Below are 16,061 nucleotides of genomic sequence, written 5' to 3' on the forward strand. Positions count from 1 at the left end.
CGGGGAGGCGGAGCTTCAATGAAATACCGCAAATTAGGCAATACCGGACTGAAGGTCAGCGAAATCAGTCTCGGCAGTTGGATGACGTACGGCGGCTATGTGGAGAACGACAAAGCCGTCCGTTCGATCGAACAAGCCTACGACTTAGGCGTCAATTTTTTCGATACGGCTAACGTATACGAACGGGGCGAAGCGGAGAAAGTCGTCGGCGAGGTGCTGAAAGCGTATCCCCGCGAATCTTATGTGCTGGCGACCAAAGTATTCTGGCCGATGGGCGAAGGCCCGAACGACCGCGGCCTGTCGCGCAAGCATGTCATCGAACAGTGTCACGCCAGCCTGAAGCGGCTTCAAACGGATTATTTGGACGTGTATTATTGCCACCGGTTCGACCCGGAGACGCCGCTGGAAGAGACGCTGCGCGCACTCGACGATCTGGTCACGCAGGGCAAAGTGCTCTATATTGGCGTCAGCGAGTGGACGGCCGCCCAGATGATCGAGGCCCATGCGATTGCGGACAAATATTTGCTGGACCGCATCGTCGTCAACCAGCCGGTATACAACCTGTTCAACCGGTATATTGAAAAAGAAGTCATCCCGACCGGCATCGCCAAAGGCATCGGCCAAGTCGTCTTCTCCCCATTGGCGCAAGGACTGCTGACCGGGAAATACCGCCGCGGGCAAACCCTGCCGCAGGAGAGCCGCGCCGTGAGCAAAGGCTGGGACGAGAAGCAATTGTCCGAAAGTCGCTTGGCCAAAGTCGAGCAGCTTGAAGCGGTTGCAGACGAGCTGGGCATCAAAGTATCGCAGCTCGCACTGGCTTGGATTTTGCGTCAGGACAACGTGGCGAGCGCGCTCGTCGGCGCCAGCCGTCCGGAGCAGGTCGTGGAGAACTGCGCGGCTTCCGGCATCGTGTTGCCTGCGGACGTACTCGATCAAATCGAAGCCATAATACAAGACTAGACAGCCGAGTAGCGCCTGCACGCACGGCACAACACAAAGACCCGGGACCTTTCGCATTGACGGGAAAGGCCCGGGTCATTTTGCCGTGATGCCGGGAATGGCTGAAATACGCAGTTTCTTCGCTAGTCGAAAGAGCGCCGCGCAGGCCATGAGCCCTGCAGCTTGCGGATCTGCACGATTTGCCCGATATGATACGCGTCGTGTACGACCAGACTCGTAACAGTAAGCGCTATCGTGGTTTTCGTGAGCGGCCGTTCCAAGTCGTCTTCGCTTAACTCTGCAAGCGCGGCCCGAACGGCCTTATGTACTTGTTCCAAACGGGCAGCCTCTTCCTCCCAAGTCTCTTCCCTTTCCCCGTACGCGGCAAACGTATCGTCGTTGGTCAACCCGTCGGGATAGTGCGGATCTTCGCCCGACAGCCGTTTTAGCAGACGTTCTTTATAGAACGTCAAATGCCGGACGGTTTCGCGGATCGTATTGGCTGCGGCTCCCTCCGGCCGCCAGTCGGCTTCGGCCTCCGTTACTCCCTTCAGCGCCTCGCGCATCGGCGGAAACCAGTCTTCCTTGTCATAGCAAATATCCCATTCGTGCAGGAGCAGCTCCTTCTTGTTCATTCCGTCTTCTCCTCCCGTTTAGCTATATTTGTAACCATCTATTTCGATTTTAGAGGTTACATCCATAATATACCACAGACAAAGCCGATTGTATAGAAGCTAGCGCAGGCCATATTTCCATGCTACAATAAGGGACAAAAAAGCTGGGATCGCAATGATATGGGATGATTTTCTCAACAGTGTGTGGCGGGATTGGCGCGGCAGCGGAAGAAGCGAGGACCGGCTGGAGAGCCCAGAATGGATCGGGCGATGGTTGTCCGAGCATCGGCTTACCGTCCCTCACCCGCCTTCGCCTCAAGAGATGGTTGAATTGAAAAAGCTGCGGGAGCTGCTGCTTCGCATCGTTCAAGCCTTCGCCGCAGGCTCGCAGCCCGAATCGGACGATCTCGGGGAATTAAACCGGGTCATGGCCGACGGACCGGTCGTTCGTCAGATCGTTCGGACGGACGAGCGTTATCGGCTGGACTACGTGCCGACCTTGCTCGGCTGGACGCAGATTAGAGCCGAAATCGCCGCTTCGTTCGCACGGACTTTGGCCGACAAAGATCCTGCCCGGATGCGCATATGCAGCAACCCCGACTGCTTGTGGGTTTATTACGACGACACCCGCAACCGGTCCAAGCGGTACTGCGACGACAAACTATGCGGCAATCTTATGAAGGTGCGCCGGTTTCGCGCACGCAAAAAGGCCGGGGATTGATATGTCCGCAACGGACGTTTAACCCCCGGCTCTCTCATGCTTTGCCTTGCATGAATTCTCTTTTCATTTCACAGTAACCCCGTTCAACAATACCGGCAGCCCCAAGCGAACCTCTTTTCTCCCAGTCCGTCCCCGTCTCGTATAGCGCATCATCTCTTTACTTTGGCCACGTCGGCTTTTGCCGCTGCGGTCCGAGCTGCTCGAACGCATAGGCAAGCCGGATCAGTACGGGCTCGCTGTACGCCTGCCCCGTAAACGTGACCGCAAGCGGCCGCCCGTCTGCGGTATAGCCGCCGGGAACGGCAATCGAGGGATAGCCTGCCGCAGCGGCAATCCCGGCCCCGGACGTCCCTGGGAACAGCAAAGCATCCAACTTGTGCCGAGCCATCGCCGCATCGATGCCCTCGGCGCGAGACAGCCGCAGGTCCTTTAGCCTGTCCTGAATATATTCCGCTTCGGTGAGCGTTCCCGACGTCTCTTCGGCGCGCATCAGTGTCGTTTGGCCGTATTTTAGCGTCTTCTCAAAATGCTTCGCATTAAAGGCGATCACATCGCGCAGCGAATGAACCGGCAGCTGCGGAGCAAGCTTGCTTAAGTAGGCGTTCACGTCCGCTTTGAATTCATAGCGGAACACGCTGGAGTGGAATGAAGCGAGCTCCTGCGCGGAAGGAATATCCGCCGGATCGATAACCTCCGCTCCGGCAAGCCGCAGAGCGGCGATGTGAGCTTCGAACGCCTGGCGTTCCTCCTCGCCCAGCTTGTCATGGTAGACCGCCCGCGGAATCCCGATCCGGGCTCCTTGCAATCCGTCCTTGTCCAGAAACTGCCGATAATCGGCAGGCACCCGGCCCAGCGACGCGCCCGTGATCGGATCGGCGGGATCTGTCCCGGTCATCGCCCCGAGAAGCAGCGCCGCGTCGGCCACCGTTCGGGCGAGCGGTCCCGCCGTATCTTGACTATGGGCCAGCGGAATGATTCCGCTGCGGCTGATTAACCCAAGCGTCGGCTTGATGCCGACGACCGAGCTGCTCGCCGCCGGGCTCAGAATCGAACCGGACGTTTCCGTCCCAACGGCCAGCGCGCACAGGTTCGCCGCCACAGCCACGCCGGACCCGGTGCTCGAACCGCCTGCTCCAAATTTGGAACCGTACGCGTTCAACACTTGGCCGCCGCGGGAGCTGTAGCCTCCCGGCATCCCTTGCGTCATGAAGTTCGCCCATTCCGTCATATTGGCTTTTCCCAGAATGACGGCCCCCGCCTCCCGCAGCCGCTTGACCAGGAAAGCGTCGCTTGATGCGTAATGTCCCTCCAGCGCAAGGGAGCCTGCGCTCGTATGCATTTTATCGGCCGTATCGATATTGTCCTTCAACAGCACCGGGATACCGTGCAAGGGCCCTCTCGGGCCTTGTGCCCGCCGCTCGGCATCCAGCGCTTCGGCGATCGCAAGCGCATCCGGATTAAGCTCCAGCACCGCATTCAGCGCTGGTCCCTGCTTGTCGTACGCCGCAATCCGCGCCATATACGCCCGGACCAGCTCCGCCGCGGTTCGTTCCCCGGATTCCATCGCCTGCTGCAAATCGCCGACCGTCGCTTCTTCGATCCATTCTTCGACAGGATAAACTTGCTTCGCCATCGCACATGCCCCCTCTTCAGCCTTTATGGTAAAGGTATTCCTTTCCATGTTCGAGAGAGCCGTGCCGAATTCCTTTTTCAACTTGTTTTTCCATCCTTCATCCTAACGTCAAGAAGCCCTACTCCATCAAGGAATAAGGCTTTCATGCGGGCCGGCACGCCGTCCCAGGCCCGGACGCCTCCCTCGCTCTTACCATCGGAGGAGCGCATACTTGGGGGGTGCCGCTTCTTCGACGCATTCCTCCGACTCGACAAGAGGGTCCGCTACCCGCTGGGAAACTGGATACGCATGCATCCGATCGGGCGCGTAAGGCCGAAGAAGCGATTGCAGCCTGTCCGGTTCACCGTTCATGGTCGGATCGAGCCACGTCTCGACGTCCCGTTCGTCCAAAATGACCGGCATCCGCTCGTCGTAATCGAACACCAGCCGGTTCGACCTCGTCGTCATGACCGTGCAGGTGCGGGTTTCTCCGCCCCGCGAATCCTTCCACACTTCATACAGTCCGGCCATGGCGAAGATGCCCCGGTCCTTCATGACGATGCGAATCGGGCGTCTTATTTTGCCCTCCGTTTTCCAGACATAAAAGCCGTTGCTCGGGATGATGCAGCGCTGCTTGCCGAACAGCTTGCGATACGCCGGTTTTTCATGTACGGCTGCACTGTCGGCGTTCACGGCGTCCTTCCCCCAGAACGGGACGAGCCCCCACCGGTGCTCCTCCAGCATCCGGCTTTCCGCTCCACGAAGAATTACGGCCACCTGCTGTGTCGGCGCAATGTTATATCGCGGCTTGTAAGCATAGGTTACCTGGCCGATCCGATAACGCTCCGACAGCTCCGGCAGCTCGGCCGTCAACGAAAAACGTTCGCACATGAAGAAACACCTCTTGTTTTTAATTCCAGTATCTTCATGTACAGAAATATTATGCATGCCCGGAACGGCGGCTTGCCGATTATTTCGGATTTTCGTCATGTGCGCAAAGCGTCCTCGTAGAACAAACGCGGATCGTTATGGTAAAATATAGGGGAGACGAGAAAGGAGACGGACCATGAAACCATACGAAATCCGGACTTACCAAGATTCCTACGAGATTTACGAGTTGATCGAGCACAGTACCCGTTCGTGGTTCAAAATCGCCCCGGAGCGCGGCGGAATTGTCATCAGCTTCGGGGCGAACGGTCAGGAGCTGCTTTATTTGGACAAACCGACGTTCGACGATCCGAACGCCAATATCCGCGGCGGCATACCCGTGCTGTTCCCGATTTCCGGGCAGCTCGCGGAAGGTTCCTACGAATGGAACGGACAGCGCTATAACATGAAAAATCACGGAGTCGCCCGCGTGCGCCCTTGGCGCGTCGAATCGACGGATACCCATGACGGCGCCGCCATTACGTTGACGCTCGCCAGCGACGCGGAAACGCGGGAATCGTACCCGTTCGACTTCGAGCTTCGGTTTACTTACCGGTTGAAGGACGGTCAATTGACCATCGAGCAGGAATACCGGAACGGCTCGGCAGAGCCGATGCCGATGTACCCCGGATTTCATCCGTATTTTGTCGCCGACCGCAAAGCGCTCGCCTACGAAACCGACGCGACGAAATACTTCGATTACAACGACGGAACGGAAAAAAGCTACGACGGCCGGATCATCGATCTCGATAAGCTGCCGGAATCGGTTGTTTTCCTGAATGCGCAGCGGCGGGATATTACCTTCAGCCCGGCGGAGCGCTTGGTTGTACGGATGACATACGGCGAGCCGTTCAAATATGTCGTGCTGTGGTCCGTAAGCGGCAAAAGCTTCGTCTGCGTCGAGCCGTGGATGGCCAAAACCGACGAGCTGAACCGGAAACAAGAGCTGGTAGAAGTACCGGCGGGTGACGTGCATAAGACGTTTTTGACCATCAGCCGCGTGTCCATTTAACGGATAAAAGCGGGTATCCCCGTTCATCCGACTTTTCTTGAGGAATGTCGATGATAACGGCGTTACCCGCTTATTTTCTTGAAATTCTTTATACGAATGACAAGTATCCCATTATATAGGATAAACCCGACATTGCCGTTGTCGAAAAAGTCTGAAAAATCGAATAACGAATCGAGTTGTGCGCTTACCCGGGAAATAGACCGTTCATTTCCCAGCTTTGCTTCATTTCCTGATTCTCTGTTATTGCCCCGCTTCCCCGCTCTTGGCAAACCCGGATGCGGCTTGGCGCTCCACGTCAAAGCGCGGATTTTCCTATCCGGTCTATCGCCTTCAGCACCAGCTCATAATAAGCTCCCGGATGGGGAACGAAATCCGCAGGTCCGACCATCCGCTCGACCGGTACCGTCACGCCGTTCTCATCCGATGCAATGCCTTCGATTCGGATCGGCTCCGATAACGTTCCTTGAGCCAGCTTCCGTGCTTGCTCAAGCGGAACCCGGTATAAGCCCGTGACTTCCTCCGGTTGTAAACGGTATTGGGTCAGCGGCTGCCGGTTCACATGAAGAAACACATGGCAGAACTCACGGTCGATGCATGCGTCGGAGATGACGTCCTCCTCGGCAAACAAGCCGAGGGAACCAACGCTTCGAACAGAACGCTTAGTCCAAGCTCCTCTTCCAGCTCGCGGACACCGTCTTCGACTGCTTCGCCTGCCAGCAGATGACCGGCGCAGGACGTATCGAGCAATGACGGAAACGTATCTTTGCCTGGATGCCGTTCTTGAAACAACAGCACCGCATCCGTATCCCCATCCGCAGGGTCCACAATCCAGCAATGAAAAGTTTGGTGCCACAGCCCCCGTGCATGAACCTCGGAGCGGGAAGCCTGTCCCGCCGGATTCATCCGTTCGTCAAAAATGTCAAAGATTTCTTCGCTTTGCGTCATGATGTTGTTCCTCCTCAGCTAGCTAAACCTCGTTGTATGGTTCTGCAACCCGTTCCCCGTCTAGTACCCGCGTACAGGGTCCACCCGATTCGCAAGCTCTCGTTCCCCCGCTTCCAGCTTACGCAGCGTGTCCAAGAAACCGCTCAGCGCCTCTTCCACGGAAGTGACGGCGGCTACGTGAGGTGTCACCCGGACATCCTTGCGTTTCCATAGCGGGGACGCATCGGGGAGCGGCTCCTCCTCGAACACGTCAAGTACCGCCAGACGAATATGGCCTTGATCAAGCGCTTCCAGCAGCGCAGCATGATCGACCGACGAGCCACGGCCGACGTTAATAAAGCCGGCCCCGTTCATCCGCGCGAAAAGCGCAGGCCCGAACAGCTTATCCGTTTGCTCGGTCAGCGGCAAAGTATTGATTATCCAGTCGGCGGCGGAAACGGCATCCCCGATGTTCGACAACGGATAAACACGATCCATATGCGGCTTCCTTTCCCCACGCATGGAAACGCCCGATACTTGAACTCCCAACGCCTGCAGCATCCGGGCAAGCTCTTGCCCGACGGAGCCGGTACCCATCACCGTCACCCGGCTTCCGGATAGTGGCAGCGGCGGAATCGGGCTCCAGCTCCTGTCCAACTGGCTGCGGGCAAACGCTTCGTGATGCTGGAGATCGGCAAGCATATGACCGAGGCAATATTCGCCTATTTTCTGTCCGAACGAGCCGGTCGTACGGGTGAGCAGCACGTCCGGCTTCCATGGCTTGCGGTACACGAATGCATCGACGCCCGCTCCGAGCGCGTGGACCCAACGGACCGATTCCAGATGAAAAGCCGGAACAGGCTTGAAGCCGACAAACGCATCGGCCCATGCCATATCGGCTTCGCTCACCTCGGATTCGGCGAGAAACCGGACTTGCTTGCCCGCGACTCCCGCCCATGCGGCTTCCAGCTCCCGGTACATCCGGCCCGTAAAGATAATGTTATGAATCTGCATGCAGCCCGTCACTCCGTCCGTTCTTTTTTGCAAATAACGTTTCTATCATAACCGCTTGGCAAAAGTGCTGCAAACTACTGCGCGTAGGTCCGCTTTTTACCGCAATCCCTATGCATTTCAACGCCTCGTCCCAGCAGTGCTTGCCTGCACAACTTCCCTCCACCTTAACCGTGGATGAGGTAGCGAAAGTTTTCGACGGACGCTTCCTTGTCCAGTGGCGACCGGTTCAAATGGTTATAAAAGCTGAAAGCAAATTTGAACGAATGGCCGAAATCCCATTCATGCTTGCCGAGATCTGCCGCCCAATAAGCCTGCTCTGTAGGCAGTGCCGCTGCCCGCTCGGCTTTCTTCAGCGGCAGACGGTCGACCGGCGAGACCAACCGGATCGGGTCCCCCGGCTGGAGGTCATGACTTCGCCGGAGAACCTTAACTAAAGTAAAGAGCGGAAGCAGCCCACGGCGGAATAACGATTCATAACCCAGATCCGACAAAATGTTCAAGGCATGCGAAAACGTAAACATGTGCCCGATCAGGTCATGGTGCGCCTCTGCACGATAGATTGTCTTAAACTGCGCCGCTTCGTTTAAAATAAATTCCGAGAGCTGTCGGGCGTTCTCCACCTTCGGAAACCGATCCTCTTCGTCCAGACCGAGCCGTCTTACCTCCGAAGCCGTATAGCCGAGCCATGACCGACCTGGGATTGTTTTTCAAAAGAACGAAGAAGCCCGCATATGCCGTCTATATTCTTCGCGCTGCCCCAGCCTCCGAGTTCATGGATGGCAAGCAAGCTGACTGCAGCGTAAATGACATTATGCCCGACCCAATGGAGCCGATCGATCGTAGGCTCGAGAGCTTCCAAAATGGACGATTCGGCCTGTCGAAGCGTACACCCGTTCGTCTTGAGGATGGCCGGAGTCCGCAAATGCCTCTTAATCATCGCTTTGGACTGATCGGTCAGGCTGCGCAGCGCCAGATCGGACAACCGGTTTTCTTTCGCGAAAAAATAACCGGCAATCGCGGCAGCGCCGAAATGGGCGTGCCATATATCCCCCGTTTCCTGCTTGCACATTGCAATCATCGTCAATCCGCTCTCTAACGGCAGCATCCGTTCCCCTCCTTTTCATACAACCTATATGCCATGACGGAACTTTTTTCGTCAAGCGGATTTTGCGGCCTTTTTGCTGAATATGCCGCCTGCCCGGGTGTTGAACGCATCGATCATCTCGTAGACGATTGGTACGATGACCAGCGTCAGAAACATTTAATGGAATATAATGTAATATTACGAAGAAATGTATTCCTTGTTTTTCAATGAAAAATCAGTTTGCTGATTCACTTACCCACTCCTCCGCCCTGTCCGGTACTTTGCGCTTCGTTTATCGAAATGTTCCCGTTCGCCGCATGCAAGCGGATGAGATGGGCACCGGAGCCGACCGTTCCTGTCGCTGCATTAGCGGTTACATTCATAGGCATCCCGGCGGTTACCCGGCCTTTGGGGCTGGAGCCGTCGATGCGGAAGTCGCCCTGCGCAGGAACCTCGACGGTGATGTCACCCTGCTTCGAATCCACATTCCAATCTCCCCGGACCGTCGAGCCGCTCACCGTAATTGGACTATCGGAGGCGACGATGTTAACCTTGCCGCCTGCTTCAGACAGCCGGATCGAACCGCCTGATACATGCATCCCGGTATCGCCTTGAATATGGTCCGCTTGGACTTGGGCGTCCGTCGTACGGACCAATACGTTTGCCCCGATATCCGAAACCGTCACTTTTCCGTTCGAAGTTTCAACCATCAGTTGCTTGCGGATAGGCAGTCTCGAAGCTTCCACATCTCCGCTTTTTAATTTGAGCTGCATATCCAGCTTGTGCTGCTCGGGGACGGTAACCAGCAGGCGAATGAGCGGCTTGCTCTTGTTGCTCAACCCGGATAAACCTCCTCTTGTGGTAACGGTTATCGTTCCGTCTTTCTCTTTGGAGATAATTTTGAAGTCGTGCGATGCCGTTGGCGTTTCGGCCCACAAAGAAGCATCGATTTGAATCTTGTCCACAGGTCCGGGCTTGACGACCACGCTGCCGGCAGGGTTATCGATGACGAGGCTGTCCGTTTGTTCGCTCAACGCGACGGTGCTGATGCCGCCTGCAACTCTATAGCTCGCTGCGGAAGAGGAAACGGAAGGAGAATCCGGTGTGAAAAAGCTTAGCCCCCATAAGATCGAGACCGTGAGCAGCATGCCTCCGAAATCCAGCTTCAGCCTCCCTCGCTTCTCACGCCGGAGGAAGTTAAACGCCAACAGCTCCGCTCCAAATGCAACCAGCACGACAGGCCACCAGCCAATCGCCAAATGCAAATACTCGGTCTCCATCATCCGGTCCAGCAGAATTAACGCCCCTGTTAGGAGTAAAGCCAACGCTGACGTATAACGCCCTACTTTTTTCATGAACTGGCCCCTTCTTTCCTCAATCCTCATATTTCCTATGTTCCCCATCCTATCCAACACTTCTTAGAAGAAAGTAAGCAGAAGTCTTAAATTATTCTGAAGAAATGGCACTAAAAGCCGCTCCTCCTTTCTATATAATTAACATGATTAATTAATCATTAAATTAATGTGGTTAATCTTTTTATTTAATAGCATTAAATAATTAAACAGACTACCGCCTCTTGCAGCATATCATAGCTTTGAAGCCTGCTTGTTCGGATACGTAGGAGCACACCGTCCGTTTAAGTTTGCGGCATTGTCAGACCAAGCCCCTTATAGTATCATAAATTTTATCGAATTTCGGTCTGCCAAAGGAGCTGCTAATTTGTATGAACGTCCATGAAGCTATCACGAACCATACCCGTAAACAAAACGCGCACCTGGAACGTTTTCTTGAACTGGAAAACGAACGGGAAGCTGCGATTGAAGAAGCGATTGCCTTATGTATCGCCGGTGAACCGTTCAGCGTCGATGCCATTAACGCGGCGACGGACCGCATCAACCGGCACGCCCAGAACGGCATTTCCCCGACTCGGGTCCATGTCACCCCCGACATGGTGCGTGAAGCCGCCCGTAAAAAGATGAAGTAAAAGCAGCAAATCGCCTGCAAAGCCCGGATCCTTTCGATGAGTCGATAGGTATTCGGGCTTTTTATGACCAGTTTTTTCCGGGGCTTGACGCGAAACCTTTTGGTTTCATATAATACGGATGATTGCTTCAAGGACATGCTATACAAGGAAAGGGATGAGCTCGTGGAAGCGTTGTTGAAAAAACTGCGGTACAAAGAAGGAGCCGCTTTAGTCTTAAATGCTCCCGCAGGGTACCAACTCGGCATCGAAAGCGGGACAGAGCCGGACAAAACCTATGATTTTATTCAGCTGTTCGTTCATAATGCGCAAGAAACGGACGACTGGGTGCCGAAAGTCATCCCGCTCTTGAACGAAGATGCGGTATTCTGGATCACCTACCCGAAGCAAAGCTCGAAAGTGAAAACGGATATTAACCGCGACAGCTTGGCCGCGATGGTACAGGCAAAAACAGCCTACCGCCCGGTCAGCAACGTAGCCGTCGACGACAAATGGTCCGCCTTGCGTTTTCGCCATCAGGATAAAGTAAAGTCCTCGAAGTAACCTATACCCTTTCACATCGGAGGAATGAAATCATATGGAAAACAACACGCATAATACGCTGCCGGAAATTCGCAGAACCGCCCTGCTCAAAGCGCCGATTCAAAAAGTATGGGACGCCGTTGCCACCTCGGAAGGCATTGCTGTGTGGTTTATGCCCAACGATTTTCAGCCTATTCTCGGTTATGAATTCCAATTGAACGCCGGCCCGTTCGGCATGTCCCCCTGCAAGGTAACGGAGCTTGATCCTCCGAACCGCCTTTCGTTCCGTTGGGGCAAAGATTGGACGATCGTGTTCGAGCTGACGGAGAAAGACGGACAGACGGAATTTACGCTCGTTCACTCCGGCTGGGATGCCGACAAGGTTACCGAATTCGGGCAACCGCATCAAGCCGTACGCGACAGAATGGACCAAGGCTGGGTCGGCATTGTGCAGAAGCTCGTTACCTTCGTCGAGGGCTGATATGGCCCCCCCTTCACGCAAGACTGACGTCTTTCAAGCGATTGCCGATCCTACGCGCCGCCAGTTATTAAGCATGCTGGGAGAGCGGGAAATGCCCGTTACCGTGATCAGCGGCCACTTTCCGATGAGCCGGACGGCCGTATCCAAACATCTGCGCATTTTGGCCGATGCCGGGCTGGTCAAAGAACGAAAAATCGGCCGCGAAACGCGGTACCGGCTGGAGCCCGAGCCGCTGCTCGAATTGAAGCGGTGGCTGGCCTACTACGAGAGATACTGGGACAACAAGCTGCTGGCTTTGCAGCGTTTTGTCGAAGGCGACGAAACGGACGGCCCGATATCCCTCATTGCCTCGGAAGAAGGCGGTACACACACGGCAGAATAAGTTTTTACGAGAAAGAGAGGTGCTTCCGCAGCCTCTCTTTCCTTTTGCGTTATGCCGTGTGAAGGATTTTACCATGAGTAGGAATAGTACCAGTAGCTAGGTGTTGTGTAGGTATAACCCAAAGGTACTCTAGTGGGTGCTGTACATACAAGATACCAAGGCTTTGTTTTATACTCCCTACAGGGTACCCTACATTCATCAGGATACCCTCCATCAGGTCCGGCTGTGCAATCCGCCATACATTGTTCATAGGTGTAGGGGACACGAATACAATTCTGCCGATACAATAAAAATCACTCCTTCTTTTAATCTTAATTTTCCCGATATTATATTTGGTTGTTTACTTTTTAGGTGATTGTCTATGCAGAATTGGGCGAACCTGTATCTATATGCCTACTTATTTGCTACTTCCCCCCATCCCGGAAAATTTGGATTTACCGAAAGCATGCCAAGGAATCGATAAAGGCATGTGCTAAAATGTGGGAAGTGTTTTTCCATTTCAAATCCATGGAGGCTTGCCATGACGAACCATTCCATTACCGTAAACATAGACGGCGTATCATTTCAATTAAAAGAACCTCATCCCTTCGAGTGGCTGCGGGATCTAGGCCAGGTATTTTGCGTCTTTGACCAGCAGGACTCAGGAAACCTGTCCTTCGGCATCGAACGGCACGGCCGCAAGAAGTTCGTGAAGTACGCAGGAGCACCAACCGTGGCCTACACCGGAACCCCTCAAGAGACTATCATCCGATTAAAGCAGGCGCTCCCGCTTTATGAAGCCTTGAATCATCCCCATCTCATCACGTTGGAGGAACATTTCGAAGTACAAAATGGGTATGCGGCCGTATTCGACTGGTTTAACGGCGAATGTCTGCATTCGCATTGGTCCTTTCCCCCGCCGCAAAAGTACACGCATCCGGATTCTCCGTTTTTCCGTTTCCGTCAGCTTCCTGTCGAGGAACGGCTCCGTTCGTTGGATTGTATCTTTTCGTTCCACGTACATGTCGAAGCTAGCGGTTATGTCGCTGTCGATTTTTACGACGGCAGCATCTTGTACGATTTCAAAAATAACGTGACGAAAATTTGCGATATCGACCTTTATCAGAAAAAGCCTTTTATCAATACGATGGGCCGGCTATGGGGCTCCTCCCGCTTCATGTCGCCCGAAGAATTCGAGCTCGGCGCGGACATTGACGAACGAACCAATGTTTTTAATATGGGGGCGATGGCTTTCGGCCTGCTGGGCGGAGAACGCGATCGCTCCTACTCGAAGTGGGAAGCGGGCGAGAAGCTGTACGAAACGGCTCTGCGCGCGGTTCGGCCCGAACGGAACGAACGCTACGCTTCGGTTGCCGAGTTCTACGCCGCTTGGAATGCTGTCCGGGTATAGGCGGAAACTGTTAAGGAAACCCTATCCGTGTTCAAGCAACCGGAGGTGATTCCCAATGACCCCATTGACACTGGCTCCTCATGAAATGATGGAGATTCATGAAATGCTTAATTTTAAAACGATCTGTCTGGCCAAATCGAAAATGATGCAGGGGCTCGTTTTTGACCAAGAGCTGAAAGCCTTGATGCAAAAGGATGTCGAACAATCCATCAAAGCGCTCCAGGATTTGCAGAGCCTTTATCCGGCAACCCCAATTCAATAAACGGCGGTGAACGATACGATGAATAAAGACCACTTGGACCCGATCAATGCCGAAGGCATGCCGAATTTGGCCGACTCGGCGTTTGCGCTCGATTTCTTGCTGTCGGCGAAGACCGGCGTTCGCAACTGCGCGATCGCCTTGTCCGAGACAGCAACAGCCGAGGTAAGAACACTGCTGCGCCGTCTCTTGTTCGAAGCTCTGGATTTGCATGAAGAAATATCGCAGCTGATGATCCGCAAAAAATGGCTGTATCCCAATCGGCTGAACGAACAATTCAAGCTGGATCTGACATCGGCGAAGACGACGATGCAAATCGCGGAAATGCAGCTTTTCCCGAAGGATACTTCCCGCTTGGGCTTGTTTGCGACCCCCGAAAAATAATCCTTAAAGGAGCTACACCATGAAAGCCGTTACGTATCAAGGTATCAAGAACGTGCAGGTAAGGCAGGTGGAAGACCCCAAGCTCCAAAAAGTGGACGACATCATCGTCAAGCTGACGACCACGGCCATCTGCGGATCGGATCTGCACCTTATTCACGGTATGATCCCTAATCTCCCTACGGATTATATTATCGGTCACGAACCAATGGGCATTGTGGAAGAGGTCGGTCCCGAAGTAACCAAAGTCAAAAAAGGCGACCGGGTCGTCATCCCGTTCAATGTAAGCTGCGGCGAATGCTACTATTGTAAAAATCAATTGGAAAGCCAATGCGACAATTCGAATCCGAACGGGGACATGGGCGGTTTTTTCGGCTACTCCGAAACGACCGGCGGCTATCCCGGAGGGCAAGCCGAATATATGCGGGTCCCTTACGCCAACTTCGTCCCCTTCCGTCTTCCAGAAAACTGCGAGGTCGAAGACGAGAAGCTGTGTCTGATCGCCGATGCCATGCCGACGGCCTTTTGGAGCGTAGACAACGCTGGAGTAAAGAGCGGGGATACGGTGATCGTGCTCGGATGCGGCCCGGTCGGGCTGCTGGCGCAAAAGTTTGCCTGGCTCAAAGGGGCGAAGCGCGTCATCGCCGTCGATTACGTGGATTATCGGCTGGAGCATGCGAAGCGGCACAATCAGGTGGAAACCGTCAATTTCGAGCAGGAACAAAATATCGGCAGCCATTTGAAAGAAATCACCCACGGCGGAGCCGACGTCGTCATCGACTGCGTAGGGATGGATGGAAAAATGACCCCGCTGGAGTTTCTGGCATCGGGCCTCAAGCTCCAGGGCGGTTCGCTGGGTGCCGTCGTCATCGCCTCCCAAGCCGTTCGCAAGGGCGGAACAATTCAAATTACCGGCGTTTACGGAGCCCGTTATAATGCCTTTCCGCTGGGGGATATTTTCCAGCGGAACGTAAATATCCGTACGGGACAAGCACCGGTGATCCATTACATGCCGCATATGTACAATTTGATTGCCGAAGGCAAGGTCGATCCCGGGGATATCATTACGCACGTGCTGCCGCTGGATCAAGCGAAGCACGGCTACGAAGTATTCGATACCAAAACGGACGGCTGCATCAAAGTCATTCTGAAGCCCTGAACAATACCGAGCTGAACGTGGAGGGTAACCATCATGAAAAATACGTACGGCCTGCATGAAACATTGGATCTGCACGAAATCGCGGCCTTCAAAACAATTTGCATGACCAAATCGGCAACGATGCGGGGACTAGTATCGGATGAGGACCTGAGGCGGCTTTTGGAGCAGGACGTTCAGCTATCGACCCGGCAGCTGCAAGAGCTGGATGCTTTGCTGGCCAATGTCAACGCGTAGAAAAGGAGCGACGCATGAACACGCTAATCAAAAATTTAACCGGTATGGGCACGATGACCGATCAAGTTGTTGCCATGGATTTCCTAATCGCCGCCAAAACGGGCATTCAAAACTATGCCGTCGCGCTTACGGAAACCGCCAGTCCCGATATCAAAACCGTCCTGCGTAAGCAATTGGACGAAGCGATCTCGACCCACGAGCAAATCACGAACTATATGATGCGCAGAGGGTATTACCGCCCGTATCATATTCCCGAACAAATCGAGCTGGATCGGACAAATATTCAAACGGCGTTAAACCTGCCGACCTGATCCCTTACTAAAAAAAGAGGATTCCCATGGGACTTCACGGGAATCCTGATCTTGTTGAGGAAAGTGGTCATTATAAAAGAATAGAGAAACATACGGAGGCGGGGTATCTACTGG

At 54.2% G+C, this 16,061-nt stretch carries 20 protein-coding genes and 1 pseudogene; 13 read left to right on the forward strand and 8 right to left on the reverse strand.

Features of this window, described 5'->3' with window-relative positions; all coding sequences use genetic code 11:
* Nucleotides 1-18: 18 nt before the first annotated feature.
* The gene (locus NI000_RS13110) at nt 19-960 is read left to right on the forward strand and encodes an aldo/keto reductase family protein (RefSeq protein ID WP_253411181.1); all 942 of its coding nucleotides are present in this window, start codon (nt 19-21) and stop codon (nt 958-960) included.
* A 122-nt stretch (nt 961-1,082) separates the two neighbouring features.
* Here the strand turns inward: NI000_RS13110 and NI000_RS13115 are convergent, their stop codons facing one another.
* A complete protein-coding gene (locus NI000_RS13115; protein WP_253411183.1) occupies nt 1,083-1,574 on the reverse strand; it encodes a DinB family protein in 492 nt (163 codons plus the stop codon).
* Between the two features lie 154 nt (nt 1,575-1,728).
* On the opposite strand from NI000_RS13115, the gene NI000_RS13120 reads away from it, so the two are divergent.
* Nucleotides 1,729-2,274: a CGNR zinc finger domain-containing protein gene (locus NI000_RS13120; RefSeq protein WP_253411185.1), complete on the forward strand. Its 546-nt coding sequence runs from the start codon at nt 1,729-1,731 to the stop codon at nt 2,272-2,274.
* A gap of 157 nt (nt 2,275-2,431) precedes the next feature.
* Here the strand turns inward: NI000_RS13120 and NI000_RS13125 are convergent, their stop codons facing one another.
* Together NI000_RS13125 and NI000_RS13130 are read right to left on the reverse strand one after the other, a co-directional pair.
* A complete protein-coding gene (locus NI000_RS13125) occupies nt 2,432-3,907 on the reverse strand; it encodes an amidase (protein WP_253411187.1) in 1,476 nt (491 codons plus the stop codon).
* 189 nt (nt 3,908-4,096) lie between these two features.
* Nucleotides 4,097-4,777 carry an SOS response-associated peptidase gene (locus NI000_RS13130; RefSeq protein ID WP_253411189.1) on the reverse strand — a complete coding sequence of 227 codons (681 nt, stop codon included), beginning with the start codon at nt 4,775-4,777 and terminating at the stop codon, nt 4,097-4,099.
* A gap of 175 nt (nt 4,778-4,952) precedes the next feature.
* On the opposite strand from NI000_RS13130, the gene NI000_RS13135 reads away from it, so the two are divergent.
* Complete coding sequence (locus NI000_RS13135; RefSeq protein ID WP_253411191.1) at nt 4,953-5,825, forward strand: aldose epimerase family protein; 873 nt, start codon at nt 4,953-4,955, stop codon at nt 5,823-5,825.
* Nucleotides 5,826-6,120: 295 nt separating this feature from the next.
* On the opposite strand, the gene NI000_RS36940 is transcribed toward NI000_RS13135, so the two are convergent.
* The 5 genes and pseudogenes from NI000_RS36940 to NI000_RS13155 form a co-directional block, all read right to left on the reverse strand.
* On the reverse strand, nt 6,121-6,396 hold the full coding sequence (locus NI000_RS36940) for a hypothetical protein (RefSeq protein ID WP_309247895.1): 276 nt from the start codon (nt 6,394-6,396) through the stop codon (nt 6,121-6,123).
* The gene (locus tag NI000_RS36945) at nt 6,381-6,770 is read right to left on the reverse strand and encodes an NUDIX hydrolase (RefSeq protein ID WP_309247896.1); all 390 of its coding nucleotides are present in this window, start codon (nt 6,768-6,770) and stop codon (nt 6,381-6,383) included. The genes NI000_RS36940 and NI000_RS36945 overlap by 16 nt, the downstream gene beginning before the upstream one ends.
* A 60-nt stretch (nt 6,771-6,830) precedes the next feature.
* Complete coding sequence (locus NI000_RS13145) at nt 6,831-7,763, reverse strand: D-2-hydroxyacid dehydrogenase (RefSeq protein WP_253411193.1); 933 nt, start codon at nt 7,761-7,763, stop codon at nt 6,831-6,833.
* Nucleotides 7,764-7,927: 164 nt separating this feature from the next.
* Nucleotides 7,928-8,868 (reverse strand): annotated as a pseudogene (locus NI000_RS13150) (hypothetical protein).
* 227 nt (nt 8,869-9,095) lie between these two features.
* Nucleotides 9,096-10,202 carry a DUF4097 family beta strand repeat-containing protein gene (locus tag NI000_RS13155; RefSeq protein WP_253411195.1) on the reverse strand — a complete coding sequence of 369 codons (1,107 nt, stop codon included), beginning with the start codon at nt 10,200-10,202 and terminating at the stop codon, nt 9,096-9,098.
* Between the two features lie 368 nt (nt 10,203-10,570).
* Between NI000_RS13155 and NI000_RS13160 the strand changes: the two genes are divergently transcribed.
* From NI000_RS13160 to NI000_RS13205, 10 genes are all read left to right on the forward strand, one after another.
* A complete protein-coding gene (locus tag NI000_RS13160; protein WP_253411197.1) occupies nt 10,571-10,831 on the forward strand; it encodes a YpbS family protein in 261 nt (86 codons plus the stop codon).
* Nucleotides 10,832-10,993: 162 nt separating this feature from the next.
* On the forward strand, nt 10,994-11,371 hold the full coding sequence (locus tag NI000_RS13165) for a hypothetical protein (protein WP_309247897.1): 378 nt from the start codon (nt 10,994-10,996) through the stop codon (nt 11,369-11,371).
* Between the two features lie 34 nt (nt 11,372-11,405).
* On the forward strand, nt 11,406-11,831 hold the full coding sequence (locus NI000_RS13170; protein WP_253411201.1) for an SRPBCC family protein: 426 nt from the start codon (nt 11,406-11,408) through the stop codon (nt 11,829-11,831).
* Nucleotide 11,832: 1 nt separating this feature from the next.
* Nucleotides 11,833-12,213, forward strand: a complete 381-nt coding sequence (locus NI000_RS13175) for an ArsR/SmtB family transcription factor (protein ID WP_253411203.1) — start codon at nt 11,833-11,835, stop codon at nt 12,211-12,213.
* A 520-nt stretch (nt 12,214-12,733) separates the two neighbouring features.
* Nucleotides 12,734-13,603, forward strand: coding sequence for a serine/threonine protein kinase (locus tag NI000_RS13180; RefSeq protein ID WP_253411205.1), 870 nt, complete (start codon nt 12,734-12,736; stop codon nt 13,601-13,603).
* A 55-nt stretch (nt 13,604-13,658) separates the two neighbouring features.
* Entirely contained in the window at nt 13,659-13,865 is a 207-nt protein-coding gene (locus tag NI000_RS13185; protein WP_216792861.1) for a spore coat protein, read from the forward strand.
* Between the two features lie 18 nt (nt 13,866-13,883).
* On the forward strand, nt 13,884-14,246 hold the full coding sequence (locus NI000_RS13190) for a spore coat protein (RefSeq protein ID WP_253411207.1): 363 nt from the start codon (nt 13,884-13,886) through the stop codon (nt 14,244-14,246).
* A 19-nt stretch (nt 14,247-14,265) separates the two neighbouring features.
* Entirely contained in the window at nt 14,266-15,402 is a 1,137-nt protein-coding gene (locus tag NI000_RS13195; protein ID WP_253411208.1) for a zinc-dependent alcohol dehydrogenase, read from the forward strand.
* Between the two features lie 33 nt (nt 15,403-15,435).
* Nucleotides 15,436-15,636: a hypothetical protein gene (locus NI000_RS13200; RefSeq protein ID WP_253411210.1), complete on the forward strand. Its 201-nt coding sequence runs from the start codon at nt 15,436-15,438 to the stop codon at nt 15,634-15,636.
* A 14-nt stretch (nt 15,637-15,650) separates the two neighbouring features.
* Nucleotides 15,651-15,947, forward strand: coding sequence for a spore coat protein (locus tag NI000_RS13205; protein WP_253411212.1), 297 nt, complete (start codon nt 15,651-15,653; stop codon nt 15,945-15,947).
* The last annotated feature ends 114 nt before the right edge of the window (nt 15,948-16,061 follow it).

Source organism: Paenibacillus tyrphae (assembly GCF_024158745.1).
Taxonomy (GTDB): domain Bacteria; phylum Bacillota; class Bacilli; order Paenibacillales; family NBRC-103111; genus Paenibacillus_G; species Paenibacillus_G tyrfis_A.